Raw genomic sequence first — 25,998 nt, 5'->3', positions numbered from 1 at the left:
AAGGCTAAAGCACCGGCGAAAGCAGCGGCTGGCCGGCGAAATGGGCGGCAAGGTTGTCGCGCACAAGCTTGCCCATAGCCTTGCGCGTTTCGACGGTGCCGGATGCATGGTGCGGCTGCAGCAGCACATTGTCGAGCGCCAGGAAGCGCTCATTGAGCTTCGGCTCGCCTTCGAAAACATCGAGCGCGGCGGTGCCAAGCACCTTCTTCTCGAGCGCATCGAGCAGCGCCTCCTCGTCGATGTTGGAAGCGCGCGAGATGTTGATCAGCATGCCGTCCTCGCCGAGCGCGGCGATCACATCCTTGTTGACGATGTGGCGCGTCGCGGCCGAAGCGGCAAGCGTCACGAACAGGAAGTCCGAACGCCTGGCCAACTCGACCGGATCGGCGACGAACGTCCAATCCGAGGCGAAGTCCTTCGCCGCGACGTCGCTGTAGGCGATGTCCATGCCGAAGCCGGCGAGACGCTTGGCCACCTCGTAGCCGATACGGCCGAGGCCGAGCACGCCGGCACGCCGGCCCCAGACGCGGCGCTTGAGCGGGTAGAGCCCCTTCGCGGCCCAGCTGCCGTCGCGCACCCAGCGTTCGGCGCCGATCATGCCGCGCGACAGGCACAGCATCATGGCGATGCCGAGATCGGCGACGTCATTGGTCAGCACGTCCGGCGTGTTGGTGACGCGCACGCCGCGTTCCCGGCATGCCGCGAGATCGACCGCGTCGAAACCGACGCCGTAGACGGAAACGACCTCGAGCGAAGGGCAGGCCTCGATCATGGCGCGGTTCGCACCGAGCTCGCCGCGCGTGGCGATGCCGCGCACAAGCGGACCGACCTCGCCGAGGAACGACGCCTTGTCGTCGGCCGCGAAGTAGCGATGCACTGTGAAGGCTTCGTTGAGCGGCTCTTCATCCCACGCGGGATAGGGTCCAACCTGAAGGATGTGAGGCCGCTGCATCGGTATTCGCTCCACTTGACTTGACAGATGATGTTATCGATAACATAAGACGCTCAGCGACGAGAGGCAATCGGAAAAATGTCGTCCAATATATTCGATCTCACCGGGCGCATGGCGCTCGTTACCGGCTCCTCCCAGGGCATCGGCTTTGCGCTGGCCAAGGGGCTGGCCGAAGCCGGTGCAGAAGTGATCCTCAATGGCCGCGACGAGGCAAAGCTCGCCGAGGCTGCGGCGCGGATACAAGAGGCGCGAACACTCGCCTTCGACGCGACCGACCATGACGCGGTGCGCTCCGCCATCGACGCTTTCGAGCTAACCAGTGGGCCGATCGACATACTGGTGAACAATGCCGGCATGCAGTTCCGCACGCCGCTGGAGGACTTTCCCGCCGATGCGTTCGAGCGCCTGCTGCAGACCAATATCGCCAGCGTCTTTCATGTCGGCCAAGCGGTCGGGCGCCACATGATCAGGCGCGGCCGCGGCAAGATCATTAACATCGCCAGCGTGCAGACCGCGCTCGCCCGCCCGGGCATCGCCCCCTACACGGCGACGAAAGGCGCGGTCGGCAACCTGACCAAGGGCATGGCGACCGACTGGGCCAAACATGGGTTGCAATGCAACGCCATCGCACCCGGCTATTTCGACACGCCGCTCAATGCGGCATTGGTCGCCGACCCGGCATTCAGCGGATGGCTCGAAAAGCGCACGCCGGCCGGCCGCTGGGGCAAGGTCGAAGAATTGGTGGGGGCCTGTGTCTTCCTGGCCTCCGACGCCTCATCCTTTGTCAACGGGCACATCCTCTATGTCGATGGCGGTATCACAGCTTCAATCTGATCCGTCGCGCCGCATGGTCGTCATGGGCGTTGCCGGTTCGGGCAAGACAACGATCGGCGAGGCACTCGCCCGCGCGATCGGCGCGGAATACGTCGACGGCGACCTGCTGCATCCCGACGCCAACATCGCCAAGATGAGCGCCGGCATCCCGCTTATCGATGCCGACAGGTGGCCGTGGTTGGCGCGGGTCGGCGAAATCCTGAAGCCGGGAACCACGCGGGCCATCGTCGGCTGCTCGGCGCTGAAGCGGGCCTATCGCGATTTCATCATCGAACGGGCCGGAGCACCGGTCCTGTTCATCTATCTCGACGGTTCGCGCGAACTGATTTCCCGGCGCATGCGCGAGCGCACCAGTCACTTCATGCCGACAAGCCTGCTCGACAGCCAGTTCGCGACATTGGAGGTGCCGGGAAAGGACGAGAACGCGATCGCCATAGCGATTGACGCGCCGCTCGACCGGATTGTTGCCGACATAACAGCCAGGATCGGGGTTCCACCGTCATGACCAAGACCATCGCACTGATCGGCGCCGGCGCCATGGGCGGGGCGATCGGCGAGCGCCTGCTCGCCACCGGCAATCGCCTGTTGGTGTTCGATCTCGACAAAGCCAAGGTGGCGGCGTTGGTCGCCAAGGGCGCCGCGGCTGCGGTGACTGCGGCCGCGGCCGCCGGCGCTGCCGACTGCGTCATCCTCAGCCTCAATTCAGCGGCGATCGTGCGCCGCGCGGTGTTCGGCGAGGGCGGCGTGGCTGCCGGGGCGAAGCCCGGCACGCTGATCATAGACATGTCGTCCATCGACCCCGACGCCACTCGCCAGCTGGCGGCCGACGCAAGTGAGAAAGGGCTGCGCTGGGTCGACAGTCCGCTCTCCGGCGGCGCGCCGAAAGCATCGACCGGGGAATTGACACTGATGGCCGGCGGCGAAACGCAGGACGTCGCCGACGCGCACGAGGTGCTGCGCCACGTGTCGGCCAACTACACCCATATGGGACCGGCCGGCGCCGGCCAGACGACCAAGCTGGTCAACCAGGTGCTGTGCGCGCTGAATTTCATGGCCGTGGCGGAAGCGACGCGGCTGGCGATCGACGCCGGCGTCGACGTGCTGAAGATCCCGCAGGCCCTGAAAGGCGGCCGCGCCGACAGCGCCATCCTGCAGGAATATCTGCCCCGTTTCGCCACTCGCGACTACCGGCGCACGGGCCGCATCGACAACATGGTCAAGGATCTCAACGCCGCACAGGATCTGGCGCGGCGCACACACACGGCGATGCCGCTGACGGCCGTCTGCGCCGAAATACACCGGCTGCTGACGGCGGCCGGGCTGGGCGGCGAGGATCAGGCCGCATTGATGGAATTCTTCCAACGCAACAACGACCAGGAGAACGAGACATGATCACGCGCTATGCGTTGTTTGAAGGCAAGGTGAAGGACGGTGAGACCCCGGCATTCCGCCAGGCTGTCCTCGACACCGTGCTGCCAAAGTGGAAGGCGTTCCCCGGCGCGCTCGACGTGCGCGTCAGCTTCGCCGAAAAGCGTGACGACGGCGCGCCGGAATTCCCGTTGATCCTGGCGATCAACTATCGCGACATGGCGGCCGTCGACGCGGCCCTTGCCAGCCCCGTCCGCGCTGAATCGCGCGCCGCGACCGAGGCCGTTCTGACCAGATACTTCGAGGGCCGCATCCACCATCACGTCACGATCGCCAACGAGTTCCCCCTGGCCGGCGGATGACTGTGTCCGCCGGAACATTGCATTGGCTTGCTGCAAACCAACAAGCCGGTCGGGCGAACGAAATCTTAATGTAAATGAAGCGTAATCCCGGTCGTTAAAATAATGCGTATGTGTTGGGGTTGCGCATGCCGGAATATTCTTCCTTCATCCGGTTTGTCCGGATTCGCTATCTTTCAGGATTGCTGATTTTCGCGCTGGCTTCCACGGCCGTCATGGTTGCGCTCAACCGTGTCAATTCCTTCCGTCATGAGATCGATGCGCTGAGCAGCAACCTCGTCGTCTTCACCCGCGACCTGCGCAACGCGACCAGCTTTGCCGAGACAACCGGATCCGCCTGGCGCAACGAAACGCGCGACGCGCTGACCGCTTCGGCGCGCGACCATTCCGAACGCCTGACCGGCGAGATCGACACRCTGACCGCCCAGTTCGCCGCGATACGCTCACGCCTGTCGGCCCAGACCATCAGCGAACTCGAAACCGCATCGGTGAACGGCGACCTGTTCTGGTCGGCGCACGACATGGTGCGCAACTTCAACCTGATGTCGGTGGCGCAGAAGGCCGATGAATGGAGCTATCGGGAAATCCGCAACCAGAACGACCTGTTCGTCCAGCCGATGCTGGTCCGCGTCCGCACCGCCATGGACGACGAGCGCCATTTGGCCGACGCCTCCAGCGACCGGTTGCTGCTGTGGGCGAGCGGCCTGTTGTTCGCTGTCCTGGCCATCGTCGCTTTCTGGGTCTTCCGACCGATGGAACAGGCGATCCGCCACGCCTTTGCCCAATCGGCCGAATCCCTGTTCAAGGCCGAGGCCGCCGACCGCGCCAAGTCTGAATTCCTGGCCAATATGAGCCACGAGATCCGCACGCCAATGAACGGCGTGCTCGGCATGGCCGAACTCCTGGCCAAGACCGAATTGACCCCRCGCCAGAAGACCTTCACCGAMGTCATCGTCAAATCCGGCAATGCGCTGCTCACCATCATCAACGACATCCTCGATTTCTCCAAGATCAATGCCGGMCAGYTGAYGCTGGACCCTGCCCCTTTCCGCCTTACCGAAGCGGTCGAGGATGTGGCGACGCTGGTCTCGGCGCGTGTCGCCGAAAAAAACCTCGAACTGATCGTGCGTGTGGATCCGCGCCTGCCGGCCCATGTCATCGGCGACGCCGGCCGCTTCCGGCAGATCGTCACAAATCTGGTCGGCAACGCGGTGAAGTTCACCGAGAAGGGCCATGTGCTGATCGATGTCGGCGGCGAAACCGTCAACGGCGTCGTCCAGCTCAAGTTGCGCGTCGAAGACACCGGCATCGGCATTCCGGCCGARAARYTGCAGAACGTGTTCGARAAATTCGCSCAGGTCGAYGGYTCSTCSACSCGCCGCCACGAAGGCACYGGCCTTGGCCTYGCCATCGCCGCCCGCCTYGTTGATYTGATGGSYGGCAAGATCGGYGTCGARAGCGARATCGGACGCGGCTCCGTCTTCTGGTTCGGAGTGCCGCTGCCCGTGCACCATGCCGAGGCGCGCGACGCGATCGTGCCGGTCGACGTCACCGGCGCGCGCGTGCTGGTCATCGACGACAATCCGGTCAACCGCGAGATCCTGCTCGAGCAGCTCAGGAGCTGGAGCTTCGACTGCGCTGCGGCTGAAAGCGGCGCCATGGGGCTGGCCTTCCTCGATCGCGCCTGCCAGTTGGGCGCCAGCGTCGACTGCATCATCCTCGACTACCAGATGCCYGGCATGAACGGCGCCGATGTCGCCCGGGCCATCGCCGCCGACAGCCGGCTGTCGGCCATCCCGATCGTCATCCTGACCTCGGTCGACCAGGTCGATTTCGGCAAGATGATCATCGACTTCGGCATATCAGCGCATCTGACCAAGCCGGCGCGCTCGGCGGTCCTGCTCGGCACGGTCATCTCGGTCATCCAGAAGGCCCGCTCACAGGTCGGCAAGGCGCATTTCGTCCGCGAGCCGGTCCAGCCGATGCCGCAGCCGGCACCGCCGGCCTTCACCGTCATCCGTGGCCCCGCAATACCGGTCGCGACCGCACCGGAATCGACCGCCACGCCCAACGGCCCGATCGACATCCTCATCGCCGAGGACAACGACGTGAACCAGCTGGTGTTCGGCCAGATCCTCAATGGGCTCGGCCTGAGCTACCGCATTGCCGGCAATGGCCGGACGGCGGTCGAGATGTACCGGTCGCTGCATCCGAAACTGATCCTGATGGACGTCTCGATGCCGGAGATGAACGGCTACGAGGCAACCCGCGCCATCCGGGCGATCGAGGCCTCATCGGGCGGCCACATCCCGATCATCGGCGTCACCGCGCATGCGCTGAAGGGCGATCGCGACAAGTGCATCGAGGCCGGCATGGATGACTATCTGCCGAAGCCGGTTTCGCCCGATCGCCTCGGCGCCAAGATCGGCACATGGCTCAGCGAAACGGTGATCGCCAAGACGGCGTGAGATACACCCGGTCGGGCTGCCGGATCAGCGCAACCTGCCGATCGGAATGATTTCCGGCGCGCTATCGACGTAAGGTTCGCCGTGCCAATTGCCGAGCCATTGCTCGACCAGCAGGCCGGCCTCGCCGAGCATCCCGGCAAGATCTTCCCTTGCCGGGAACGCGATCTTCGATTCGGCGCTCAGAACCGCGTTGCCACCTGGAATTTCATAGAACGTCGAGTAGGTGACGATGCCGGTCACGGCATCGCGCTCAACGTCGTTCCAGGATTTCACCGCGCCAAGGTGGGGATGCAACACGATCCTTTCGGAGCGCTGCGGCGTCCATTCCAGCCATTCCTTCGCAACGGGATTTCGGCTGTCGAAAATGAAGCGGCCATCCGCTGCAAGATGTTCGGCGATGGTGCGCAGCACAGCTGACTGATCCTCGGCCGTCAGAAACACCTGGAAGGCATGCCCGGTCAGCAACACCAGATCGAAGCGTCGGCCGAGCCGAACTGTTCGCGCGTCTCCCTCAACCCAGTCGACCTTATCTCCATTAGGCCTGCCGCGCCCGACATCGAGCATCGGCGATGCCGGATCGACGCCGGTGACGCTACGGCCTTGGCTGAGCGCTGCGGCCAGCTGCCCGGTGCCGCAGCCGAGATCAAGAACCGAGCGGGCATTGCCGGCGAAACCGACACAATAATTGAAATCGTCGCCGCCTGTGTTCTCGATATCGTAGAACTGGACGAGGTCTGGGTCGCTGTAGAGTCTGTCGGTCATGGCAGCGGCCTATAACCGAAATTTCTGCTGGATGCGACGGGCGTGCTGGAGATGGAGCTGCTCGCCTGTTCCGCGAAACCTGTGAACGCCTTAGCCGCGCCGGAAGGGGTAGAGGAATTGCCGCCAATATCCTTTCGGCACGGGGTGGCCATGAATGCCATAGCCCTTCGGCCACCGTCCCTCCGGCAGATGGTAGGTGCCRAACAGCCGGTCGAGCAGCGGGAAATGGATGGCGAAGTTGACGTCGATCGCCTCTTTCTCGAGGCCGTGATGCCAGTGATGATAGCGCGGCGACACCAGCAGTTTTTCGGCCGGGCCAAAACTGGTTCCGATGTTGGAATGGATGAAAGATGAATAGACGTAGACGATCAGGATATAGGTCTGGATCGCAGATTCATCGAACCCCAGAACGAACATCGGCGTGGCGGTCAGGCTGCGCAGCACGATGATTTCCAGGAAATGCATCCGCGCGCCGGCAATCCAGTCCATCGACTTGGCTGAATGATGCACGGCATGGAAATTCCACAGAAAGGGGATGCGGTGGAAGGCCCGGTGCACCCAATATTGGGCAAGATCGGTCAGGAACATCACCGCCACCAACTGCACCAGCCAAGGCAGGTCGTGGACCCAGGCACGCACCGAACCAAGGCCGCCCTGCGCGTTGACCAGAGTGGACGGCGCCAGGGTCAGGTAGGTCAGTATCTGCACCAGCAGCGACGAGACCAGATAGTAAAACAGGTCTTCGCGCCATTCGTCGCGGAACACTGTCTGGTCCTTGTTGCGGGCAAGAATGCGTTCGAGCGGAACGAACAGCACGCCCATGAAGAGCGCGTTCAGAATGAAAAAATCGAGGCCGAAGAAGACGCCGTCAATCTGCAGCTGATGACGGACCGGGAGCATGCCGAGCAGCGATGCCAGGAGCACGGTGAACATCGCCGCCGCGCCGAGCGTCTTTTCCCTGCGCAGCATCATGCTCAATATGGCCAGTATATAGCCGGAGATGAGCACGAAATAGAGCACCGGCTTGAAGAACAGCATCTGATGGATAGGCGCCAGATCCGGCATCGAGGTCAGCGACGGGTAGCGCAACACGATGACCATCAGCAGGCCGGTGACCCCGGCAAGCAAGCCGATCGACCCGGACAGCCAGCCGGAACCGAATGGCCGCTTGGAGCGGGGCGTTTCGAGCTCGCCGACAATCTTTTTGAGGAAATTTGCCACCGGTATAATGCCCCCTGGTCAAAGGGCGCGAACATATCTGCGCCGGAAATACTGATCCTGCCTTTGCTATAGCAGAAATTATTAAGATTTAATCGACGCCACTCCGACCGACGCTTGCTGCAACATCAGCTATCGGCATTGTTGTTGAATGGCGAAAGCTGTCGCCGCGATAGAAGATGCCGGCCGCTATAGATGGAATCTTTGCTGGATGCGCTGGGCGCATTCGAGCGGCGTAAACCGGCTGGTGTCGACTTCGAGATCGTAGCGTATATCCCGGTGCACGCGCTCATATTGCCAGCGCGCCAGGCCCGGCAGCCTGTCTGCTCGCCGGGCTTCTCGGGCTTCCAGAACCTCCAGCGGCGCCATGACGCCGACCAGATGGAGATCGAAGGCAGACAAGAGTTTGACATAGTCCGACATATCGCCATTGCACAGCACCTCATCGACGATGAGGTTGTTGCCTTGCCCGGCCATGGCGGCGACGGCGTGGCGCATGCCGCGCAGGGTTTTTTCGCCCACCGGTCCGGCCCTGATCACCACCGACGGCTTGCCGCCCTGTTGAACGGTTTCGTAGGAGAAACCATCGGCATGGTCCTGCAAGGCATCGGGCAGCATCTCGAGAAAACTGTCCATCTGGACATGCAGGAAAGGGGCGGCGGTTATTGTCTGTAACGCCCTGGCGATCGAGCTTTTGCCGGCACTGCCGACGCCATTGAGCAGGACGATCCTGGCTTTCACGCCGATGCTCCTTCGGACTACCGGTTGCGCACCACCACGCAGGCCCCGCCGACGCTCTGTAATTTCTGGCAGATGACATTGGCGGTGGCACGATCGTCGATGCCGATCCTGACGGCATAGATGCCGCGCCGGCCGATCGGCGTGCGCACCCGGCTCACCACTGGATCATGGCCGGCGAGCAGAGCCGGAAACCGGCTCCTCACCCGCAGCCACTGGTTGATCGCCGCCCCGCGCCTGAAATTGCCGGCGACCTGGACGCCCCACGGCTTTATGTTGATCGAGGCCATCGCCACGGTCTGCGACATGATCACCGGTAGCTTGCGGCAGGCAACCGCAAAGCTCGCCTTCTTGTCGAGCGGCTGGATGGTTCCGGCATAGCTGGTATCGGCGAACTTGTCCGCTGGCTCGCCCATGATGTCGAAGACATAGCTCTCGGTCTCCATCGGCAGGAAGCCGCCCGAGCCCAGCCAGCGCGACACCCGGCTTTCGCCGGCATTGTAGGCGGCGGCCGCCAGGCCAAGATTGCCGTAGCTGGTTTTCATTTCGGCGAGGTATTTCGCCGAGGCCGGGATCGCCTGGTTGATGTCGAAGGAATTTTCGAGCCCCCGCATCTTGGCGGTGCCCGGCATGAACTGGGCGATGCCTTCGGCGCCGACGGGGCTGACAGCATTGGGGTCGAAACGGCTTTCCTTCCAGATCAGCCGGGCGAAGAAATCCCTGGGCAGGCCGTTCTGGTCGGCATGGGCCTGGATCAGGTTGCAGACCTTGTCGATCAGCCGCTGCTTGGCCGATTGCGGCGGATCGGCCCCGGCAAGCGTCGACCAGGCCATACCGCACAAGACTATCAGCGCCGCCCAGAGGAAACGCTGCATCTGGTCTACTCTGCCGCGGCCTTGCCGCCACGACCGAACCTCTGATCGATATAGTCGGCGACCATTTTCTCGAAATCCGCCGCGATCGACGGTCCGCGCAGCGTCGCCGCCTTCTTGCCGTCGACGAAGACGGGCGCCGTCGGGGTCTCGCCGGTGCCGGGCAGAGAAATGCCGATATCGRCATGCTTGGACTCACCCGGGCCGTTGACGATGCAGCCCATCACCGCGACCTTGAGGTTCTCGACGCCGGGATATTTTTCACGCCACACCGGCATGTTCTTGCGCAGGTCCGCCTGGATGTTCTGCGCCAGCTCCTGGAACACGGTCGAGGTGGTGCGACCGCAGCCGGGGCAAGCGGCGACGATCGGCACGAACTGCCTGAAACCCATGGTCTGCAGCAGTTCCTGCGACACCTGCACTTCGCGCGTGCGGTCGCCATTCGGCTCCGGTGTCAACGAGATGCGGATGGTGTCGCCAATGCCTTGCTGCAAAAGGATGCCCATGGCGGCGGACGAGGCGACGATGCCTTTCGAGCCCATGCCGGCCTCGGTGAGACCAAGATGCAGCGCGTGGTTGGAGCGGGTGGCAAGCTCGGTATAGACGGCGATCAGATCCTGCACCCCGCTGACCTTGGCCGACAGGATGATTTTTTCCCGACCGAGGCCGATTTCTTCGGCCATCTCGGCCGACAGGATCGCCGACTGCACGATTGCCTCGCGCATCACCTCCTGCGCCGTCAGCGGGAAACCCTTGTCCTGGTTGTCGTCCATCAGCCGGGTCAGAAGCTCCTGGTCGAGCGAGCCCCAGTTAACGCCGATGCGCACCGGTTTGTCGTGTTTGATCGCCATTTCGACGATATCAGTGAACTGCCGGTCCTTYTTGTCCTTGAAGCCGACATTGCCSGGATTGATGCGGTACTTGGCCAGCGCCTCGGCACAAGCAGGATGATCGGCGAGCAATTTGTGGCCGATATAGTGGAARTCGCCGACCAGCGGCACATTGATGCCGAGACGCTSGAGCCGTTCATGAATGCGCGGCACGGCGGCTGCACTTTCGTCGCGRTCGACGGTGATGCGYACGATCTCSGAGCCGGCGCGGTGCAGTGCCGCGACCTGCGCAACGGTCTGGTCGATATCGGCGGTGTCGGTGTTGGTCATCGACTGCACGACRACCGGGGCGCCGCCGCCAACGACCACGCCGCCAACATCGACGCCGACCGAGGTGCGGCGGGGGAAAGGAAAGGAAAAATATCCGGTCATGCCGGCAGCCTTTTGTCTCTGAAGCTCCGTGCGTCCGCTTGGACGCACAAGCACTCCCCGGGGCCGATGCGCTGAGGTTCGGGCATGAGGTGGAGGAGCAAAGATGGCTTGTCAATGGCGACAGGTCGCCACTGGCCAGAAATGGCCGCCGTCAGGATCGCAAATGGCTTGGTCAGAAGGAGCTTGAAGATATAATATTAGCCATGGCTCATAGCCGTTGACAAAATCAAAACCACGACACCGGCGGCGGTTGCCGCCGGCAAGAAAGACCGCAAATGATGAGCGGCTATATCAGTTGAGCGTCAATGCGTGGTCGCCCTCAATTTTTCAATCTCGTCCTTGAGTGCCAGCTTGCGTCGCTTGAGATTCACGATTTCGAGGTCGTCCACCGATGGGTGGTTCATCGCGTCATCGATTTCGCGTTCGATGTCGCCGTGTTTCCGCTGCAACTCATCAAGATGGGATGCAAGAGACATGATTGGTTCTCCCTTTCATGGTTTCCTCGATTGYAGCCGTCAAAGACACGTCCACCGCAGGTCGCTTCTGTGACGGCACGATGACACTTTGCCACCTTCCGACCGGGATGTCGAATGCTGCGTGGTAGCATTCCACGACAATGTGAAATGTGATATTGGCTGCGCGCCGGTGGCAGAAATTGCCGCCCCCGCCCAACCAGGCCCAGTTTTGGGCGCCGCAGACGTGCAGACGGTAGAGAATGTCCGATCAGGAAAAGGCCGATATTCGCCTCGAATTTTCCCGGCTGAAGCAGGAACACGCCGATTTCGACGCCGCGATCAACGCGATGATCGCCACCAACTGCGACCCGCTGCAGATTCAGCGCATGAAAAAGAAGAAGCTGGCGCTCAAGGACCGGCTGATGACCCTGGAAGACAAGATCATTCCAGACATCATCGCTTAGCCGTCTTTCGCCTATCCGCCGATCGAAAGCCTGGACGCGCGGTCGCGCAGCAGGCCGATGAGACTGCCGGTCCGCTCATCGGACGTGTCGATGGGAACCACCAGGCACATCGTCGCCTCGACCTTGCCCGGCGCTGAAAAGACCGGCACCGCAAGGCATTTCGTGTAGGCATCGACCAAGCCCGAAGTGACGCAGTAGCCGGTCACCCCTGCCTTGGCGATATCGTCGATGAAATCATCGAGCCGCAGCTTGCGACCATCGGGTAGCAAGAGATCGTCGTCAGACACCATGGCTTCGATCTCAGCCCGCTCCAACCCTGCCAACAGCAACCTGCCAGACGCGGTCCACGGCAGCGGTATCTGCAGGCCGGTGGCCGAGCTGATGCGGAACGGCCTGGTGCCTGGGCTTGCGTGGACGATGGTGTAGCGGCCGCTCTGCAGCATGCACAGTTCCGACGTCTCGCCGGTCTCGCGCGACAGATGGTCGACCTCCTGGCGCCCGCGCCGTAGCAAATCGTTGCCGCGCACATAATCCATTCCGTAGAGATAGAGCTTCTTGCCGAAATAGACGCGGTTGCCGTCGCCTTCCATTTCCAGCAGGCCGGCGTCGACCAGTGATCGCACCAGCGTGTAGGTCGTGGAACGCGGAGCGTTCACCCCCTTGGCAAGGTCGCCGATGCCGATCGCCCGCTGCGTCGTGTGCAGAAAGTCCAGGATTTCGAGCACCCGGTTGAGCCCCTTCTCGCGAGAAGCTGTCGTCTTTTCGTCGGCTGAAACTGCCAAGGCATTGCCATCTTGCATTGTCGATTCCTGGTGTTAGTATCTGTCTTGTACAGGATACATGCGTCTCTTGTAAGAGACAATCGCTTTGAAATCACCGTCGCGTGTATTGCCTGTGCATAGGGGAACACAACACGAAAGGAGGTCGCCGTGAACGACACATCCGGAAGACGTGATTTTCTGAAATTGGGAATGGCGGGACTGGCCACCGCCGGCGTGCTGGCCACCGTCGATGCCCAGAAGGCCGCCGCGCAGGCCGCATCCGACAGCCTGCTGCGCACCGTGCTCGACCGCGGCAAGCTGATCGTCGGCACCGGCAGCACCAACGCGCCCTGGCATTTCGAGAACGATGCCGGCGAGTTGGTCGGCATGGACATCACCATGGGGCGSATTCTGGCCAAGGGCCTSTTCGAYGATCCGACCAAGGTCGAGTTCGTCATGCAGGATCCGGCACAGCGCATTCCCAACGTCACCACCAACAAGGTCGACATCACCATCCAGTTCATGACGATGAGCGCCCAGCGTTCGCAGCTGGTCAATTTCTCCCGGCCCTACTATGTCGAGGGCGTTGCCCTGCTGAGCCTTCCGACCGCCGAGAACAAGACCTTCGACAAGCTGCTCGCCGGCGGCGCCGCAACACGCATCTCCATTCTGCAGAATGTCGATGCCGAGGCACAGGTGCATTCGGTGCTGCCGCAGTGCCAGGTCATGCAGATCGATACCCAGGCCAACGTGCTTCAGGCACTGGAATCGAAACGCGTCGACGCAGCCGCCGTCGATCTGTCCACCGTGCGCTGGCTCGCCTCGCGCAACCCGGACAAATATTTCGACGCCGGCAAGAGCTGGCTGAGCATGCTGTATGGTGCAGCACTCCGGCAAGGCGACCTCGACTGGCTGTCCTTCGTCAACGCGACCTTCACCATCGCCATGTTCGGCCACGAAAACGCCCTCTACGACGCGGCATTCAAGGACTATTTCGGACAGGAGCCGCCGGCACGCCATCCCGGCTTCCCGGCCATCTGATCTGCATCAGGCGGGAGGGCGCCCCGGCGCCCTTCCGCCTCCCGACGGTCCGCTGTGTGCTAAGGCTTAGGCATGGGCTATGCCCTCAATTTCAATCTGATCTGGCGGCATTTCGACAAGCTCTGGGGCGGCCTGCTGCTCAGCCTCGAGCTTGCGGTGATCTCGATCGCCATCGGCGTCCTCATCGGCCTGGTGCTGGCGGTCTGGTATGTCTCGGCAGGACGCACGGTGCGCACCATCATCGCCGCCTATGTCGAATTCATCCGCAACGTGCCTCTGATTCTGCTGGTCTATCTCGTCTTCTACGGCCTGCCGACCGTGGTTGATCTCGCCTACAGCGCACCGACATCGTTCGTCCTGACGCTGTCGGTCTATAGCGGCGCCTATCTGGTCGAGGTGTTTCGCTCAGGGCTAGAAGCCGTCCCGCGCGGCCAGCTCGATGCCGGCAAGGCGATCGGCCTGACGCCCTGGCAAAGGCTCATCCACGTGCGTCTGCCGACCATGCTGCGCATCACGCTGCCGGCGCTCTCCAACACCTTCATCTCGCTGTTCAAGGACACGTCGATCGCCTCGGTCATCTCGGTGCCCGAGCTCACCTTCGGCGCCCAGTGGATCAACTTCAACACCTTCCGCATCGTCGAGGTCTATCTGGTGACGACGGCGATGTATCTGGTGACCGGCTACATCCTGCTTTTCGGGCTCAGGCTCGTCGAGCGCCGGTTCAGGGCGGCGCGCTGACATGCTGAGCCAGATCCTCTACGCCCTGCCCTTCCTCGCCAAAGGCTTCGCCCTGACCCTGTGGGTGTCGCTTCTGGTCGTCACACTGTCGCTCATCGCCGGCGTCGTGCTTGGTGTCGGCCTGGTCTATGGCCCTGCCCCGCTGCGCTGGGCGGTGCGCATCTTCTCCGACACCATTCGCGGCATTCCGATCCTAGTCTTGATKTTCTTCGTCTATTACGGCCTGCCCGCCRTCGGCCTGCATCTGSCGTCKTTCTGGGCCGCCGTGCTGGCGCTGACCCTGTTCAAGACGGCTCAGGTCATCGAATATCTCAGGGGCGCGGTCGGCTCGATCCCGAAAGGCCAGTCCGAAGCCGCGATGGCGATCGGCCTGACCTTCCGCCAACGGCTCACCTACGTCATCTTTCCGCAGGCCTTCAGGCGCTTCCTGCCGCCCTGGATCAACGGCGTCACCGATGCGGTCAAGGGCAGCGCACTGGTGTCGCTGCTCGGCATCACCGATCTGATGCAGGCCATCAACCAGGTCATCGGCCGCACCTATGAGGCAATGCCGCTCTATATCCTCGGCGCGCTCATCTATTTCGCGGTCAACTACGCGCTCTCGCTCGCCAGCCGGCGGCTCGAGCGGCGCTTTGCCTTCATTCGGGAATAGCACGATGTCCGATGCCACAAACGCCAGTCCCGCGCTGCTCGACGTGCGCGATGTCTCCAAGGCCTTCGGCGCCGTCGAGGTGCTGCGTTCCGTCAGCCTTCAGGTCAACCGCGGCGAGGTGGTGACCGTCATCGGTCCCTCCGGCAGCGGCAAGACCACGCTGCTGCGCTGCGTCAATTTCCTCGAGAGCTACGACAGCGGCTCGATCCGCATCGACGGCAAGGAGGTCGGCTATCGCGAGGCTGGAACGCGCCAGCGCCGCAGCGAGCGCGACTTGGCCAGCATGCGCGCCGAGACCGGCATGGTGTTCCAGAGCTTCAACCTGTTTCCGCACCTCACCGCTGCCGGCAACATCATGCTCGGCCTCACCAAGGTGCGGGGAAAGAGCCAGGCCGAGGCGCGCCAGGCCGCCGAACACTGGCTCGGCCGTGTCGGCCTCGCCCACAAGGCCGACAGCCTGCCTGCCGAACTCTCCGGCGGCCAGCAGCAGCGCGTCGGCATCGCCCGTGCCGTTGCGATGGAGCCGAAGATCCTGCTGCTCGACGAGATCACTTCGGCGCTCGACCCTGAACTGGTCGGCGAGGTGCTGGCCGTGGTGCGCAGCCTTGCCGAGGACGGCATGACCATGCTGATGGTGACGCATGAAATGGCCTTCGCCCGCGACGCTTCGAGCCGCATCGTCTTCATGGCCGATGGCGGCGTCAGCGCTGTCGGCCCACCCAAGGAGATCCTCGCGGCGGAGACCAGCAACGAGCGCCTCCGCACCTTCCTGGCGCGCTTCCGCGCCTCGCATTTCTGACACTGGACGGCTGACGCCATTTATTTCTGACATCGGATGGCCGAAGCCATTCAAGGGAGCCTTCTTCCATGACGCCTTACATCCGGCTCGCCGAACTCGGCCTGACGCTGCCCGAGCCGCCGACGCCCATCGCCAATTTCGTCACCCATGCCGAGAGCGGCCGGCTGATCTTCCTGTCCGGCCARGGGCCGCTGCGCGCCGACGGCACGCTYTGCACYGGCAAGGTCGGAGAGGACGTCACCGTCGAGCAGGCCTATGAGCATGCGCGCCTGACCGGGCTCAACCTGCTTGCCGTYATGCAYGCCGCCGCCGGCGAYCTCGGCCGCATCGTSCGCRTCGTCAAGCTTCTYGGCTTCGTCAATGCCACGCCGACCTTCAGCGACCACCCCAAAGTCGTGAATGGCTGYTCCGATCTTTTYGCCGMTGTKTTYGMTARTATYGGCGGSCACGCCCGCTCGGCGATCGGCGTCGGCTCGCTGCCKGGMAACATCACWGTCGAAATCGARGCRGTCGTCGARATCGCTGCCTGACCTGCCACCCACGGGATCTGCTGACATGAAAACCACTTCCGCCGCCGGCTCCAACACCACCATCCGCGAACGGCTCGGCCTTCGCCCGATCATCAATGTCTCCGGCACCATGACCGCGCTCGGCGCGTCGATCATCGTTCCGGAGGCGATCAGCGCCATGGCCGAAATGGCTTCGCAATGGGTGGAGATGGACGATCTGCAGCGCGCCGCGAGCACGGTCGTCGCGCGCCTCACCGGCGGCGAGGCCGGCTTCATCACCGCCTGCTGCGCCAGCGGCATCACCATGGCGATCGCCGGTGCGATGACGGGAAACAACCTGCTTGCGATCGAACGCCTGCCTGACGATACCGGCGATCTCAAGTCGGAGGTCGTCATCCAGCTTGGCCACATCGTCAATTACGGCGCCCCGATCGACCAGTCGGTCCGCGTCGCCGGCGCCAAGGTGATCCCCGCCGGCACGGTCAGCGTGACGCAGGACTATCATGTGCGCGAAGCGATCAACGACCAGACAGTGGCAGGCCTCTACGTCGTTGCCCACCACACCGTGCAGTACGGCATGCTGTCGCTGGAAGAATTCTGCGAGATTTGCCACGCCAAGGGCGTGCCGGTGATCGTCGATGCCGCGTCGGAATACGATTTGCGCGGCTTCCTGGCGCGCGGCGCCGATGTCGTCATCTACAGCGGCCACAAATTCCTGAGTGGACCGACCAGCGGCATCGTCACAGGCCGCAAGGACCTGGTGCGATCAGCCTATCTGCAGAACCGCGGCGTCGCCCGCGCCATGAAGGTCGGCAAGGAAAGCATCGCCGGCACCATGGCCGCACTCGAAGCCTGGGAGAAGCGTGACCACGCCGGCATCCGCCTGCGCGAGGAGGCGGCACTCAATCTGTGGAAGGACGCTTTGCAGGGGCTGCGGGGCATCTTTGCGAAGATCATTCCAGACCCGACAGCCAATCCGCTCGATCGGCTGCAAATCTTCGTATCGCCGGAAAGCCGCTTCAGCGCCGCCGGCCTCACCTCGGCGCTGGCGGCGGGCTCGCCGCCGATCATCGTGCGCAACCACGAAATCGAGCGCGGCCATTTCTTCCTCGACCCCTGCAACCTTCATCCCGGCGAGGCGGAGATCGTCGCCGAACGGCTGCGCGCCATATTGACCGCGAAGGACCGTCCCGCCGATGCGATGAAGGTTGCCCGCAAAGATTCATCCGGCGTCTTGCGCTGGCCGGATTGAATGCGCACCAAGCAACACTAAGGTCTCGCCAGAGCATTTCGCCGCCGTATTGCAATGCGTGTCAGTCAGTCCTGGCAACAATCCTGACCACATCCATCGGATCCAGCCGAAGCTTCTGTGCACAGGTCAGAGCATTCGGCACGATCCAGTATGGTGAGTCGGAATCGAACGGTGCAGTGCTGTGGGTAAGATTGAACAGCGTTTTGGCGCAGGCCTCTTCAAACATGAATTGCGCCTGGGCCTGAATATCCTGACCACGATGTGCGCGTAGCGTCTTGTGCCGAATGTGATCAAAGAGGTGATGGGCCTTGGGCCAAGAACCACGGTCATCGATCATTCGGAGTAGGCGTTCCAAGGTTTCGGTGTCGCGGACATGTGGGATGAAGAACCCGATCAGTTCTTGCATTTCACGCAACATATTCAACTTCCTTGATTGCCAGAGGATTGTTCGCTGTATCTTCGCCTAGGCGCGAGACACCGAAGATCACGACACCGTGATCACGAAAGAGATGCAAGCGGGAATAAATCGGCGCCGCGACAGGTCTCCTCGACATACGCCACGGCTGGCGTTGAGGAGATCGACATGCCCCGTCATTGCGAGAACAGCGACCATGGCTGCGGCACAGGCCGTGACCATATGCTGGCGCGCATGATCGTCATCAGTCTCTCCTCCATGGCGCTTGACACCGGTGACGCAGATGAATTCAGTTTCGGCAAGGCAGGCGGCTCTGCCTGTTTCCGGGGGCTTTGCCCCTGCGAGCAAAGCAAGGTCGCCGTCGCATCTTGAGGCGGCCCGGCCCGGAGTATCGGATCATGGTGCCGCTTTGAGCGAGAGGGCCCTGGCAGAACGCTTCAACCAGGTGGTGCTGCCGCATCTCGGCGATGCGCTGGCGCTTGCCCGCTGGCTGACTGGCAATGCCGCCGACGCCGAGGATGTGGTGCAGGACGCTTGCATCAAGGCGCATGCCGGCATTTCGGGCTATGCCGGCGGCAACGCCCGTGCCTGGCTGCTGACCATCGTGCGCAACACCTCCTACACCTGGATGTCGCGCAACCGGCCGCGCGCCATGATGGCCGTCGGCGACCTCGGCGATCTCGACGATATGGCGGCGGCACACGGCACCAGCCTGCCCGACGAGGATGGCCCGGAGGCCAGCCTGATTGCCAGGGCCGATACGGCGGCACTCGAGGCGGCGATCGCTGCCCTGCCGCAGCCCTATCGCGAAACACTGGTGCTGCGCGATATCAACGGCCTCAGCTATCGCGAAATATCTGCAATGCTGACCGTGCCGATCGGCACGGTGATGTCGAGGTTGGCCCGTGCCCGCGGCCTGCTTGCGTCTGAACTGGGGAGAGCGTCATGACGCACGACGACGGACTGCCCAACGATCCCGAAGGCATCAGGCTGATGATCCATGCTTTGGTAGATGGTGAAMTCGATGCAGCGGCAGCACTGGCCTTGGAACGGCGCATCGCCGCCGATCCCCGGCTTGCCGCCGAGCATGCCCGCATTGTCGCCTTGCAAGGCGCTGTCAACCGCTTGCCGCGCCCCGATGTCAGCGATGACTTTCGCGCCCGCATTGCGGCAATCGGCATGGCCGGCACCGAACAGCCGGCGCCAGCCGAGGCGAACGAGCCGCAGAGGGGCGCACCGTCGGCCCTGCCGGGATTGATTGCGGGCGCCGGCGGCGGCCAGAGACGAGAAACCGGAACACGACCCTCCCAGACACGGCTGCTGCCAAGGGCGCGCCGCTTCGGCTCGTTCGACTGGCGCGCCATGGCCGCGTCGATCATGATCAGTGCGGTGCTGGCCAGCGGGGCGACACAATGGGTGATGCAGAGCGGCGTCGATGACGGCTTTGCCGCCGCGGTCGCCAGCGGCCATCGCCGCAGCCTGCTTGCCGCAAGCCCGATCGACATCGTCTCGTCCGACCGCCATACGGTCAAGCCATGGCTTGATGCCCGCATCGGCGTCTCGCCGCCGGCGCCCGACCTTGCCCAGGACGGTTTCGCGCTGATCGGCGGCCGGGTTGAAGTGATCTCAGGTCGGCCGGTGCCGGCCCTGGTCTACCGTCACCGCGAGCACCTGATCACGCTGGTCGCCGAGCCCCAGCAAGGCAGCAAGACCACCCAGCCGGACGACCTGTCATCCGGCGGCTTCTCGATGGTGCACTGGAGCGACGGAGCCTTCTCCTACTGGGCGATCTCCGACATGGAACGGCCCGAACTCGACGACTTCGTCGCCCGCTTCCGCAAGGCGGCGGTGTGAAGGCAGTCCAGCCCCATTGTTGATCCTAACGCTCTGAGGAGGCAGTCGCCCGACCGGGAAACTGCCGGCGCGCCCGTGCGTGCTCAACTCCGGTTGCAAGCCAGATCGCTCGCCTCGCGGCTTCCTTCAAAACAATAACTTTACAAATATTCATATTTATGTGAAGTCATGGTGATTGAAGGATCGTCCATGACAACCCATCGTTTCGCCACGCGCCTGAATTCCTTTGCCTCGCGGTCGCAGGCCGAATGGCCCGATCTTACCGGCAAGCCGTCGCTGATGCAGATGGCGGCGCGCGCCGCCAAGGTCGAGGGGCTTACCGATCTCGACCTCAACTTTCCTGACCATGTCGGTGAAAAGCCTGCGGAAATCGCGCGCAAACTGGGCGATCTCGGACTTTCCATCAATGGCTTTGCCATGCGCTACTACTCCAACCCCGCCTTCAAGCTCGGCGCCTTCACCAATCCCGATCCGGCGGTGCGCCGTGAGGCCATCGACCTGACCAAGGCCGGCATCGACGCCGCGCGTGAAGCCGGCGCCAGCCTGATGACGCTGTGGCTGGGACAGGATGGCTTCGACTATGCCTTCCAGGCCGACTATGCGACGCTCTGGCAACACGAAATCGACGGAATCCGTGAAGTGGCCGCGCATGACCCCGGCTGCCAGATCAGCCTCGAGTACAAGCCCAACGAGCCGCGTTCCTACTCGCTGATGCCGGATGCCGCGACCACCTTGCTGGCGATCCGCGAGGTCGGCCTGCCCAATCTCGGCGTCACCCTCGACTTCGCCCATGTTCTCTACGCCGACGAGCAGCCGGCCTTTGCCGCCGCCCTCGTCGCCCGGCACAGCAAACTGCTCGGCGTGCATCTCAACGACGGCTACGCCAAGCGCGACGACGGCCTGATGGTCGGCGCCGTGCACACGCTGCAGACSATCGAAYTGCTGCGCCAGATCCGCCGCGACGGYTACGCCGGCGCCATCTACTTCGACACCTTYCCCGACATGACCGGGCTCGAYCCGGTGCGCGAATGCGARGTCAACATCGCCACCGTCAAGCGCATGCTCGGCGTCGTCGAGCGGCTCGACAAGGACAACCGTCTGTCCTCCGCCATCGACCGCCAGGACGCGGTCGCCACGCAGGCCATCGTCCAGGAGATCATGCTCGGATCGATCGCGTGACGAGGGGGCGTGGATGACTTTGAGCGGGCTGGACCGGAAAGCGGTGGGACCGCGCATCCGCATGATGATGCCCCACCTCACCCCGCTGGAGGCGAAAGTGGTGGAAACCGTCTTCGGACGGCGCGGCTTCGACGAGACGATTCCGCTGAAGCAGATCGCCGAGGARKCCGGCGTGTCCGAGGCGATGGTGGTCAAGATCGCCAARAAGCTCGGCTTCTCCGGCTATCGCGACTTCCGCACCGCCGTCTATGAATACAGCCGCCTGCCGACCGCCGAGATGCAYCAGGAAYTGTCGKYCGACGACAGTTCGGCCGAGATCGTGCAAAAAGTGTTCCGCACCTCRATCCAGGCGYTGGAGGARACGCTCKCCATCCTCGAYATSGASGATTTCGACCGCGCCGCCGASCTGCTCTWCCGSGCSARGAACCGYGAYTTCTACGGCGTYGGCGGYTCGGCGCAGATCGCRCGCGACGTYTCGCACAAATTCCTGCGCATCGGCATCCGCGCGTCGGTCTACGACGATTCGCACATGATGCTGATGTCGGCCTCGCTGCTCGGCGCSGAYGACATCGCCGTCGGCTTCTCGCATTCGGGCAACACGTCGGCTGTCATCGACGCCATCCAGCTCGCCCGCAAGAATGGCGCCCGCACCCTGGCCATCACCAATTACGACAACTCGCCGCTGGCCCAGGTCGCCGACATCGTGCTGTGCTCGACCGCGCAGGGCTCCCCGCTGATGGGCGAGAACGCGGCGGCGCGCATCGCCCAGCTCAACATACTCGACGCGCTGTTCGTGGCAGTGGCGCAGCGTGACTACCAGGCGGCGGAGTGCAATCTCGGCCGCACCATGTCGGCGGTGACATCGAAACGAAAAGACCGGGGCTCATGACGCCGTCCACAACCCCACTCGTCACTGTCTTTGGCAGCCTGCATTACGACATCATGGTCGACGCCCCCGACCGCCCGCGCAAAGGCGAGACGGTGACCGGCCATGCCTGGCACCCGAAATGCGGCGGCAAGGGCGGCAACCAGGCGGTTTCAGCGGCACGGGCCGGCGCCAGATCCGCAATGATCGGCGCCGTCGGTGACGACGATTTCGGACACGCACTGCTGGCCAATCTCGACTGCGCCAAAGTCGACCGCCGCTTCGTGCGGGTAGCCGCCGGCGCCGGCTCCGGCATGAGCGTGGCGATCTTCGACGCAGGCGGCGACTATGGCGCGGTGATCGTCTCGGGCAGCAATCTGACGCTCGGCGAAAAGGATATCGCAGGCGCTTCCGGAATGATTGCCCAGACGGCGGTGCTCCTGTTGCAGAACGAGGTGCCGGAAGCAGCCAACATAGCCGCCGCTCGCGCGGTGAAGGCGCAAGGCGGCCGCGTCGTGCTCAATGCCGCCCCGGCACGCAAACTCTCAGAAGAGTTGATCGGGCTGGTCGATATCCTCGTGGTCAATGCCATCGAGGCGGAATTCCTGGCTGGCATGGCGGTGGTCGAGACGCTCGACGGCGCCGCGCAAGCGGCACGGCGTCTGGTCGATCTCTGTCCCGTGGTGATCGTGACCGCAGGCGGCGAGGGTGTCGCCTGTTGCGATCGGACCGGCGAGGCCTTCGCGCTGCCGGCCATCCCGGTCAAGCTCGTCAGCACGCATGGTGCGGGCGACGAATTCGTCGGCGCGCTGGCCGCGGCACTTGCCCGTGGCGAGGGTATGCGAGCGGCCGTCACCGCAGCCAACGCCGCTTCGGCCCTTCTGGTCTCGACGCCGGAGGCCGAGCGTCAAGGCATCTAGCGGGCCGGTTTCCGCCTTGCCAGACGGCAAGCATGCCTGCCCATCCTTGCCGTCGCTGCCGAATTCCGCTAAGGCGCGCCTTTGTCGCCGGGGAGCATGAACTTGGACGATCAACGCGCCGACGTTGCCATCATCATGGGCAGCCAGTCCGACTGGGCAACCATGCGCCATGCGGCCGAAACGCTGGAGGCGCTCGGCGTCCCGCACAAACGGCTGATCATCTCCGCGCATCGCACCCCTGACCGCCTCTATGATTTCGCCAAGGGCGCCAAGGCCGCCGGCTACAAGGTCATCATCGCCGGCGCCGGCGGTGCGGCACATCTGCCCGGCATGACGGCGGCAATGACGCCGCTGCCGGTGTTTGGCGTGCCGGTGGAATCGAAGGCACTGTCGGGCCAGGATTCGCTGCTCTCGATTGTCCAGATGCCGGCCGGCATTCCCGTGGGCACACTGGCCATCGGCAAGGCGGGTGCGGCCAATGCTGCCTTGCTGGCTGCCGCAGTGCTGGCGCTGAACGACGACAAGCTTGCCCAGCGCCTCGATGCCTGGCGTGCCGCGCAGACTGCCAAGGTCGCGACTGAGCCGACGGATACGCCGTGAGCCTGCCCGCCGGATCGACCATCGGCATCATTGGCGGCGGCCAGCTCGGTCGCATGCTGGCGATGGCTGCCGCTCGCCTCGGCTACCGTACCATCGTGCTGGAGCCGCAGCCGGATTGCCCGGCAGCACAGGTCGCCAACCGGCAGATAACGGCCGCCTATGACGACCCGGCTGCTCTTGCCGAGTTGGCGGCAGCAAGTGCCGTCGTTACCTACGAGTTTGAGAACGTGCCGGTGGCAGCCGCCAGTTCGCTCGCCGCCAAGGTGCCGGTCTATCCGCCGGCGCGCGCGCTCGACGTGGCGCAGGACCGGGTGAGCGAAAAGACCTTCCTCAACGGCATCGGCATTGCCACCGCCGATTTCCGTGCGGTCGACACTGACGACGAGCTGACGGCGGCGTTGAAGGCATTCGGCGGCAGCGGCATCCTGAAAACGCGCCGCATGGGCTATGACGGCAAGGGCCAGCGCGTCTTCCGCAACATGGAGACGGGCGGCTTCGCCGGCACCTGCGAGGCGATGGGCAATGTGCCGCTGATCCTGGAAAGCTTCGTGCCTTTCGAGCGCGAGATTTCGGTGATCGCGGCGCGCGGGCTGGACGGTACGGTCGCGGCCTACGATCCGGCCGAGAATGTCCACCGCCACGGCATTCTTCACACCTCGACCTTGCCGGCCGCCATCAAGCCTGAAACGGCGGACGCGGCGCGCGCAGCGGCGGCAAAAATCCTGTCGGCGCTCGACTATGTCGGCGTCATCGGGGTCGAGTTCTTCGTGCTGGCTGACGGTTCGCTGCTGGCCAATGAAATTGCGCCGCGCGTCCACAATTCCGGCCATTGGACCGAGGCCGCCTGCATCGTTTCGCAGTTCGAGCAGCATATCCGCGCCGTGGCCGGCCTGCCGCTCGGCGACCCGAAACGCCATTCCGATTGCGTGATGGAAAACCTGATTGGCGACGACGTGTTGCGTGTGCCGGCCCTGCTGGCCGAACCCGACCTGATGCTGCATCTCTACGGCAAGGCGGAGGCCCGGCCCGGCCGCAAGATGGGCCATTTCACCCGGATCAGCCCGCGTACCTAATCCCGGAAACGTGCCTATTGCACCTCGTCGCTATCCTCGTCGGAATTGGCGCAGCTCGCATCGCCTTCCTCGCAATTGGCTGACGCGGCGAGCTGCTTGATACGCTCATTGGTCAGCCTTGTCAGGCATTGCGAAACCTCCATCGCGTGGATGGAGCCGCCTGTGCTGGCGGCCGTGTTGTGCGCGCATTCGGCGTCGCGGAAGGCGATCCAGGCGCGCTGTGCTGCCTGCAGCAATCTCTTGGCATCGGCATCGTCGGAACTGATCAGGTTCTGATAGGCCGAATTCAGCTTGGCGTCGGCGGCCTGATAGTCCTCGCCGGCACAGATGTTCATCATCTGCTGGCTGTCGTCGGAGCGGTCGCATTCCTGTGCGCGGGCAACCGACGCTCCCGCCAGCAGGACAAGGCAGGCAGACAGGAGTATTCGGCGCATCGTCGTCCCCAAATCACTTGAAATACACGGCATCATCCCAGCCGGCCCATGGCCGCGCAATGCCGCACGACCGACATGGCGGATATTTGATGATATGGGGGTGTGGAGCACGCTTGCGGTTGACAGGGACAAGGCTCCTCGTTTATGAGCCACCCCAGTTGAAAAGGCGCGTCTTCTGGCGCGCCTTAAAATTTCGACCCGGGTCCGGGTCCACACCGACAGGCAAGACCATGAAGATCAAGAATTCGCTTAAGGCGCTGAAGGCGCGTCATCGCGACAACCAGCTGGTTCGCCGCAAGGGCCGCGTTTACATCATCAACAAGACCGCTCCGCGATACAAGGCGCGCCAGGGCTGAGTTTTCGGCCGGAGGCTTTTTTGCCTCCGCCAATTGATGTTTGTCGGCCTGCCGACCATCTCACGCTAAAATCACTTTGCTGTTCCGCCGCCCGGGACTAGGATCGGGCGATGCGGATTCTTTTTGCATTTTTGACAGCTCTGCTTGTTTCCGGCGCCATCAGCTTGCCGGCCAGAGCCGCGGACGATCAGCCGGCAGCACCGGCCACCCCGGACGCTCCAGCCGCGCCGATGACCAAACAGGCCCGGCTCGACAAGCTGTTCTCCGACCTCAAGCGCGAACGCAATGAAAAGGCCGCCGAACGCATCGCCGGCAATATCTGGACCGAATGGTTCCAGTCCGGCAGCGCCTCGATCGACCTGATGATGCTGTGGTCGCAAAAGGCGATAGACAACCAGAAATTCGACGTCGCGCTCGATTTCCTCGACCAGGTGGTGACGTTGCAGCCAGGCTACGCCGAGGGCTGGAACCGGCGCGCCACCGTGCATTTCATGATGAAGAACTACGGCAAGTCGATGTCCGACATCGACCGCACGCTGCAGCTCGAGCCGCGCCATTTCGGTGCGCTGTCGGGTCTGGCGCAGATCATGGCACTGACCGGCCACAAGCAGTCGGCGCTCGAAGCTTGGCAGAAGGTGCTGGCCATCTATCCGATGATGCGCAGCGCCCAGGACCAGGTCGCAACGCTGTCGGAAGAGCTTGCCGGCGAAGGCATTTGATCCCTGAAGGGAGTAAGGCAATAGGGCAGTAAGGCAGTAGGGGTAGATTGCACCTGCGGAACACAAGCCCCTACTGCCC

The 25,998-nt window shown here is 63.4% G+C and carries 32 protein-coding genes; 22 read left to right on the top strand and 10 right to left on the bottom strand.

Annotation, left to right across the window (positions count from 1 at the left end):
- Positions 1-4: 4 nt before the first annotated feature.
- Positions 5-952, bottom strand: coding sequence for a 2-hydroxyacid dehydrogenase (locus AC1DX0_RS04910; protein ID WP_477221789.1), 948 nt, complete (start codon positions 950-952; stop codon positions 5-7).
- A 78-nt stretch (positions 953-1,030) separates the two neighbouring features.
- On the opposite strand from AC1DX0_RS04910, the gene AC1DX0_RS04905 reads away from it, so the two are divergent.
- The 5 genes from AC1DX0_RS04905 to AC1DX0_RS04885 all read left to right on the top strand — a co-directional run bounded on the left by AC1DX0_RS04905 (position 1,031) and on the right by AC1DX0_RS04885 (position 5,981).
- Positions 1,031-1,786 (top strand): SDR family oxidoreductase, encoded by a 756-nt coding sequence (locus AC1DX0_RS04905; RefSeq protein ID WP_477221788.1) that lies wholly within the window; start codon positions 1,031-1,033, stop codon positions 1,784-1,786.
- Entirely contained in the window at positions 1,755-2,291 is a 537-nt protein-coding gene (locus AC1DX0_RS04900) for a gluconokinase (RefSeq protein ID WP_477221787.1), read from the top strand. The genes AC1DX0_RS04905 and AC1DX0_RS04900 overlap by 32 nt, the downstream gene beginning before the upstream one ends.
- A complete protein-coding gene (locus tag AC1DX0_RS04895) occupies positions 2,288-3,178 on the top strand; it encodes an NAD(P)-dependent oxidoreductase (RefSeq protein WP_477221786.1) in 891 nt (296 codons plus the stop codon). Before AC1DX0_RS04900 ends, AC1DX0_RS04895 begins: the two co-directional genes overlap by 4 nt.
- Positions 3,175-3,516, top strand: a complete 342-nt coding sequence (locus AC1DX0_RS04890) for a hypothetical protein (protein WP_477221785.1) — start codon at positions 3,175-3,177, stop codon at positions 3,514-3,516. Before AC1DX0_RS04895 ends, AC1DX0_RS04890 begins: the two co-directional genes overlap by 4 nt.
- 125 nt (positions 3,517-3,641) lie before the next feature.
- Complete coding sequence (locus AC1DX0_RS04885; RefSeq protein ID WP_477354443.1) at positions 3,642-5,981, top strand: response regulator; 2,340 nt, start codon at positions 3,642-3,644, stop codon at positions 5,979-5,981.
- A 24-nt stretch (positions 5,982-6,005) separates the two neighbouring features.
- On the opposite strand, the gene AC1DX0_RS04880 is transcribed toward AC1DX0_RS04885, so the two are convergent.
- From AC1DX0_RS04880 to AC1DX0_RS04855, 6 genes are all read right to left on the bottom strand, one after another.
- Positions 6,006-6,743 (bottom strand): class I SAM-dependent methyltransferase, encoded by a 738-nt coding sequence (locus AC1DX0_RS04880; protein ID WP_477221783.1) that lies wholly within the window; start codon positions 6,741-6,743, stop codon positions 6,006-6,008.
- 90 nt (positions 6,744-6,833) lie between these two features.
- Positions 6,834-7,964 (bottom strand): sterol desaturase family protein, encoded by a 1,131-nt coding sequence (locus AC1DX0_RS04875; protein WP_477221782.1) that lies wholly within the window; start codon positions 7,962-7,964, stop codon positions 6,834-6,836.
- A 186-nt stretch (positions 7,965-8,150) separates the two neighbouring features.
- Positions 8,151-8,702, bottom strand: a complete 552-nt coding sequence (locus AC1DX0_RS04870) for a phosphotransferase-like protein (RefSeq protein WP_477221781.1) — start codon at positions 8,700-8,702, stop codon at positions 8,151-8,153.
- A gap of 17 nt (positions 8,703-8,719) precedes the next feature.
- Positions 8,720-9,574 carry a lytic transglycosylase domain-containing protein gene (locus AC1DX0_RS04865; protein ID WP_477221780.1) on the bottom strand — a complete coding sequence of 285 codons (855 nt, stop codon included), beginning with the start codon at positions 9,572-9,574 and terminating at the stop codon, positions 8,720-8,722.
- Positions 9,575-9,579: 5 nt separating this feature from the next.
- The gene (gene ispG / locus AC1DX0_RS04860) at positions 9,580-10,833 is read right to left on the bottom strand and encodes a flavodoxin-dependent (E)-4-hydroxy-3-methylbut-2-enyl-diphosphate synthase (protein WP_477354440.1); all 1,254 of its coding nucleotides are present in this window, start codon (positions 10,831-10,833) and stop codon (positions 9,580-9,582) included.
- 302 nt (positions 10,834-11,135) lie between these two features.
- On the bottom strand, positions 11,136-11,309 hold the full coding sequence (locus AC1DX0_RS04855) for a YdcH family protein (RefSeq protein ID WP_013892599.1): 174 nt from the start codon (positions 11,307-11,309) through the stop codon (positions 11,136-11,138).
- Positions 11,310-11,548: 239 nt separating this feature from the next.
- On the opposite strand from AC1DX0_RS04855, the gene AC1DX0_RS04850 reads away from it, so the two are divergent.
- Positions 11,549-11,752 carry a YdcH family protein gene (locus AC1DX0_RS04850; RefSeq protein ID WP_477221778.1) on the top strand — a complete coding sequence of 68 codons (204 nt, stop codon included), beginning with the start codon at positions 11,549-11,551 and terminating at the stop codon, positions 11,750-11,752.
- An 11-nt stretch (positions 11,753-11,763) separates the two neighbouring features.
- Here the strand turns inward: AC1DX0_RS04850 and AC1DX0_RS04845 are convergent, their stop codons facing one another.
- Positions 11,764-12,552: an IclR family transcriptional regulator gene (locus tag AC1DX0_RS04845; protein WP_477221777.1), complete on the bottom strand. Its 789-nt coding sequence runs from the start codon at positions 12,550-12,552 to the stop codon at positions 11,764-11,766.
- Between the two features lie 129 nt (positions 12,553-12,681).
- Between AC1DX0_RS04845 and AC1DX0_RS04840 the strand changes: the two genes are divergently transcribed.
- The 6 genes from AC1DX0_RS04840 to AC1DX0_RS04815 all read left to right on the top strand — a co-directional run bounded on the left by AC1DX0_RS04840 (position 12,682) and on the right by AC1DX0_RS04815 (position 17,504).
- Positions 12,682-13,554, top strand: coding sequence for a transporter substrate-binding domain-containing protein (locus tag AC1DX0_RS04840; protein WP_032937624.1), 873 nt, complete (start codon positions 12,682-12,684; stop codon positions 13,552-13,554).
- A 72-nt stretch (positions 13,555-13,626) separates the two neighbouring features.
- On the top strand, positions 13,627-14,292 hold the full coding sequence (locus AC1DX0_RS04835) for an amino acid ABC transporter permease (RefSeq protein ID WP_477221776.1): 666 nt from the start codon (positions 13,627-13,629) through the stop codon (positions 14,290-14,292).
- Position 14,293: 1 nt separating this feature from the next.
- Positions 14,294-14,944, top strand: coding sequence for an amino acid ABC transporter permease (locus tag AC1DX0_RS04830; protein ID WP_477354437.1), 651 nt, complete (start codon positions 14,294-14,296; stop codon positions 14,942-14,944).
- Between the two features lie 4 nt (positions 14,945-14,948).
- Positions 14,949-15,743, top strand: a complete 795-nt coding sequence (locus tag AC1DX0_RS04825; protein WP_477221774.1) for an amino acid ABC transporter ATP-binding protein — start codon at positions 14,949-14,951, stop codon at positions 15,741-15,743.
- A gap of 68 nt (positions 15,744-15,811) precedes the next feature.
- The gene (locus tag AC1DX0_RS04820) at positions 15,812-16,273 is read left to right on the top strand and encodes a RidA family protein (protein ID WP_477354434.1); all 462 of its coding nucleotides are present in this window, start codon (positions 15,812-15,814) and stop codon (positions 16,271-16,273) included.
- 25 nt (positions 16,274-16,298) lie between these two features.
- The gene (locus tag AC1DX0_RS04815; protein WP_477221772.1) at positions 16,299-17,504 is read left to right on the top strand and encodes an aminotransferase class V-fold PLP-dependent enzyme; all 1,206 of its coding nucleotides are present in this window, start codon (positions 16,299-16,301) and stop codon (positions 17,502-17,504) included.
- 61 nt (positions 17,505-17,565) lie between these two features.
- Here the strand turns inward: AC1DX0_RS04815 and AC1DX0_RS04810 are convergent, their stop codons facing one another.
- Positions 17,566-17,922, bottom strand: coding sequence for a hypothetical protein (locus AC1DX0_RS04810; protein WP_477221771.1), 357 nt, complete (start codon positions 17,920-17,922; stop codon positions 17,566-17,568).
- A gap of 165 nt (positions 17,923-18,087) precedes the next feature.
- Here AC1DX0_RS04810 and AC1DX0_RS04805 point away from each other — a divergent pair, with 165 nt between their 5' ends.
- From AC1DX0_RS04805 to AC1DX0_RS04770, 8 genes are all read left to right on the top strand, one after another.
- Positions 18,088-18,291, top strand: coding sequence for a hypothetical protein (locus AC1DX0_RS04805; protein ID WP_477221770.1), 204 nt, complete (start codon positions 18,088-18,090; stop codon positions 18,289-18,291).
- A gap of 37 nt (positions 18,292-18,328) precedes the next feature.
- A complete protein-coding gene (locus AC1DX0_RS04800; RefSeq protein ID WP_477221769.1) occupies positions 18,329-18,868 on the top strand; it encodes a sigma-70 family RNA polymerase sigma factor in 540 nt (179 codons plus the stop codon).
- A complete protein-coding gene (locus AC1DX0_RS04795; protein WP_477354431.1) occupies positions 18,865-19,773 on the top strand; it encodes an anti-sigma factor family protein in 909 nt (302 codons plus the stop codon). Before AC1DX0_RS04800 ends, AC1DX0_RS04795 begins: the two co-directional genes overlap by 4 nt.
- 189 nt (positions 19,774-19,962) lie before the next feature.
- Positions 19,963-20,952: a sugar phosphate isomerase/epimerase family protein gene (locus AC1DX0_RS04790; RefSeq protein ID WP_477221767.1), complete on the top strand. Its 990-nt coding sequence runs from the start codon at positions 19,963-19,965 to the stop codon at positions 20,950-20,952.
- Between the two features lie 13 nt (positions 20,953-20,965).
- Positions 20,966-21,841 carry a MurR/RpiR family transcriptional regulator gene (locus AC1DX0_RS04785; RefSeq protein WP_477354428.1) on the top strand — a complete coding sequence of 292 codons (876 nt, stop codon included), beginning with the start codon at positions 20,966-20,968 and terminating at the stop codon, positions 21,839-21,841.
- The gene (locus AC1DX0_RS04780) at positions 21,838-22,737 is read left to right on the top strand and encodes a PfkB family carbohydrate kinase (RefSeq protein WP_477221765.1); all 900 of its coding nucleotides are present in this window, start codon (positions 21,838-21,840) and stop codon (positions 22,735-22,737) included. Before AC1DX0_RS04785 ends, AC1DX0_RS04780 begins: the two co-directional genes overlap by 4 nt.
- A 102-nt stretch (positions 22,738-22,839) precedes the next feature.
- Positions 22,840-23,337 (top strand): 5-(carboxyamino)imidazole ribonucleotide mutase, encoded by a 498-nt coding sequence (gene purE, locus AC1DX0_RS04775; protein ID WP_475456400.1) that lies wholly within the window; start codon positions 22,840-22,842, stop codon positions 23,335-23,337.
- Complete coding sequence (locus AC1DX0_RS04770; RefSeq protein WP_477221764.1) at positions 23,334-24,410, top strand: 5-(carboxyamino)imidazole ribonucleotide synthase; 1,077 nt, start codon at positions 23,334-23,336, stop codon at positions 24,408-24,410. The genes purE and AC1DX0_RS04770 overlap by 4 nt, the downstream gene beginning before the upstream one ends.
- Positions 24,411-24,424: 14 nt before the next feature.
- Here the strand turns inward: AC1DX0_RS04770 and AC1DX0_RS04765 are convergent, their stop codons facing one another.
- A complete protein-coding gene (locus tag AC1DX0_RS04765) occupies positions 24,425-24,844 on the bottom strand; it encodes a lysozyme inhibitor LprI family protein (RefSeq protein ID WP_477221763.1) in 420 nt (139 codons plus the stop codon).
- Positions 24,845-25,074: 230 nt separating this feature from the next.
- Here AC1DX0_RS04765 and ykgO point away from each other — a divergent pair, with 230 nt between their 5' ends.
- Positions 25,075-25,200 (top strand): type B 50S ribosomal protein L36, encoded by a 126-nt coding sequence (gene ykgO, locus AC1DX0_RS04760; RefSeq protein WP_006327841.1) that lies wholly within the window; start codon positions 25,075-25,077, stop codon positions 25,198-25,200.
- 110 nt (positions 25,201-25,310) lie between these two features.
- Positions 25,311-25,919, top strand: a complete 609-nt coding sequence (locus AC1DX0_RS04755; protein WP_477221762.1) for a tetratricopeptide repeat protein — start codon at positions 25,311-25,313, stop codon at positions 25,917-25,919.
- Positions 25,920-25,998: the final 79 nt, after the last annotated feature.

This window comes from Mesorhizobium sp. P3_A9 (assembly GCF_056402975.1).
The sequence above is the reverse complement of the archived record's forward strand: the minus strand, read 5'-3'. Positions and strand labels throughout refer to the sequence as shown.

Bases quoted from the DNA above. Each gene is read 5' to 3' on its own strand.
- AC1DX0_RS04805 (WP_477221770.1), top strand. From the start codon at position 18,088: ATGCCCCGTCATTGCGAGAACAGCGACCATGGCTGCGGCACAGGCCGT.
- AC1DX0_RS04835 (WP_477221776.1), top strand. From the start codon at position 13,627: ATGGGCTATGCCCTCAATTTCAATCTGATCTGGCGGCATTTCGACAAG.
- AC1DX0_RS04880 (WP_477221783.1), bottom strand. From the start codon at position 6,743: ATGACCGACAGACTCTACAGCGACCCAGACCTCGTCCAGTTCTACGAT.
- AC1DX0_RS04900 (WP_477221787.1), top strand. From the start codon at position 1,755: ATGTCGATGGCGGTATCACAGCTTCAATCTGATCCGTCGCGCCGCATG.
- AC1DX0_RS04815 (WP_477221772.1), top strand. From the start codon at position 16,299: ATGAAAACCACTTCCGCCGCCGGCTCCAACACCACCATCCGCGAACGG.
- AC1DX0_RS04780 (WP_477221765.1), top strand. From the start codon at position 21,838: ATGACGCCGTCCACAACCCCACTCGTCACTGTCTTTGGCAGCCTGCAT.
- AC1DX0_RS04905 (WP_477221788.1), top strand. From the start codon at position 1,031: ATGTCGTCCAATATATTCGATCTCACCGGGCGCATGGCGCTCGTTACC.
- AC1DX0_RS04910 (WP_477221789.1), bottom strand. From the start codon at position 952: ATGCAGCGGCCTCACATCCTTCAGGTTGGACCCTATCCCGCGTGGGAT.
- AC1DX0_RS04810 (WP_477221771.1), bottom strand. From the start codon at position 17,922: ATGTTGCGTGAAATGCAAGAACTGATCGGGTTCTTCATCCCACATGTC.
- AC1DX0_RS04890 (WP_477221785.1), top strand. From the start codon at position 3,175: ATGATCACGCGCTATGCGTTGTTTGAAGGCAAGGTGAAGGACGGTGAG.
- AC1DX0_RS04865 (WP_477221780.1), bottom strand. From the start codon at position 9,574: ATGCAGCGTTTCCTCTGGGCGGCGCTGATAGTCTTGTGCGGTATGGCC.
- ykgO (WP_006327841.1), top strand. From the start codon at position 25,075: ATGAAGATCAAGAATTCGCTTAAGGCGCTGAAGGCGCGTCATCGCGAC.
- AC1DX0_RS04895 (WP_477221786.1), top strand. From the start codon at position 2,288: ATGACCAAGACCATCGCACTGATCGGCGCCGGCGCCATGGGCGGGGCG.
- AC1DX0_RS04755 (WP_477221762.1), top strand. From the start codon at position 25,311: ATGCGGATTCTTTTTGCATTTTTGACAGCTCTGCTTGTTTCCGGCGCC.
- AC1DX0_RS04765 (WP_477221763.1), bottom strand. From the start codon at position 24,844: ATGCGCCGAATACTCCTGTCTGCCTGCCTTGTCCTGCTGGCGGGAGCG.
- AC1DX0_RS04850 (WP_477221778.1), top strand. From the start codon at position 11,549: ATGTCCGATCAGGAAAAGGCCGATATTCGCCTCGAATTTTCCCGGCTG.
- AC1DX0_RS04845 (WP_477221777.1), bottom strand. From the start codon at position 12,552: ATGCAAGATGGCAATGCCTTGGCAGTTTCAGCCGACGAAAAGACGACA.
- AC1DX0_RS04825 (WP_477221774.1), top strand. From the start codon at position 14,949: ATGTCCGATGCCACAAACGCCAGTCCCGCGCTGCTCGACGTGCGCGAT.
- AC1DX0_RS04855 (WP_013892599.1), bottom strand. From the start codon at position 11,309: ATGTCTCTTGCATCCCATCTTGATGAGTTGCAGCGGAAACACGGCGAC.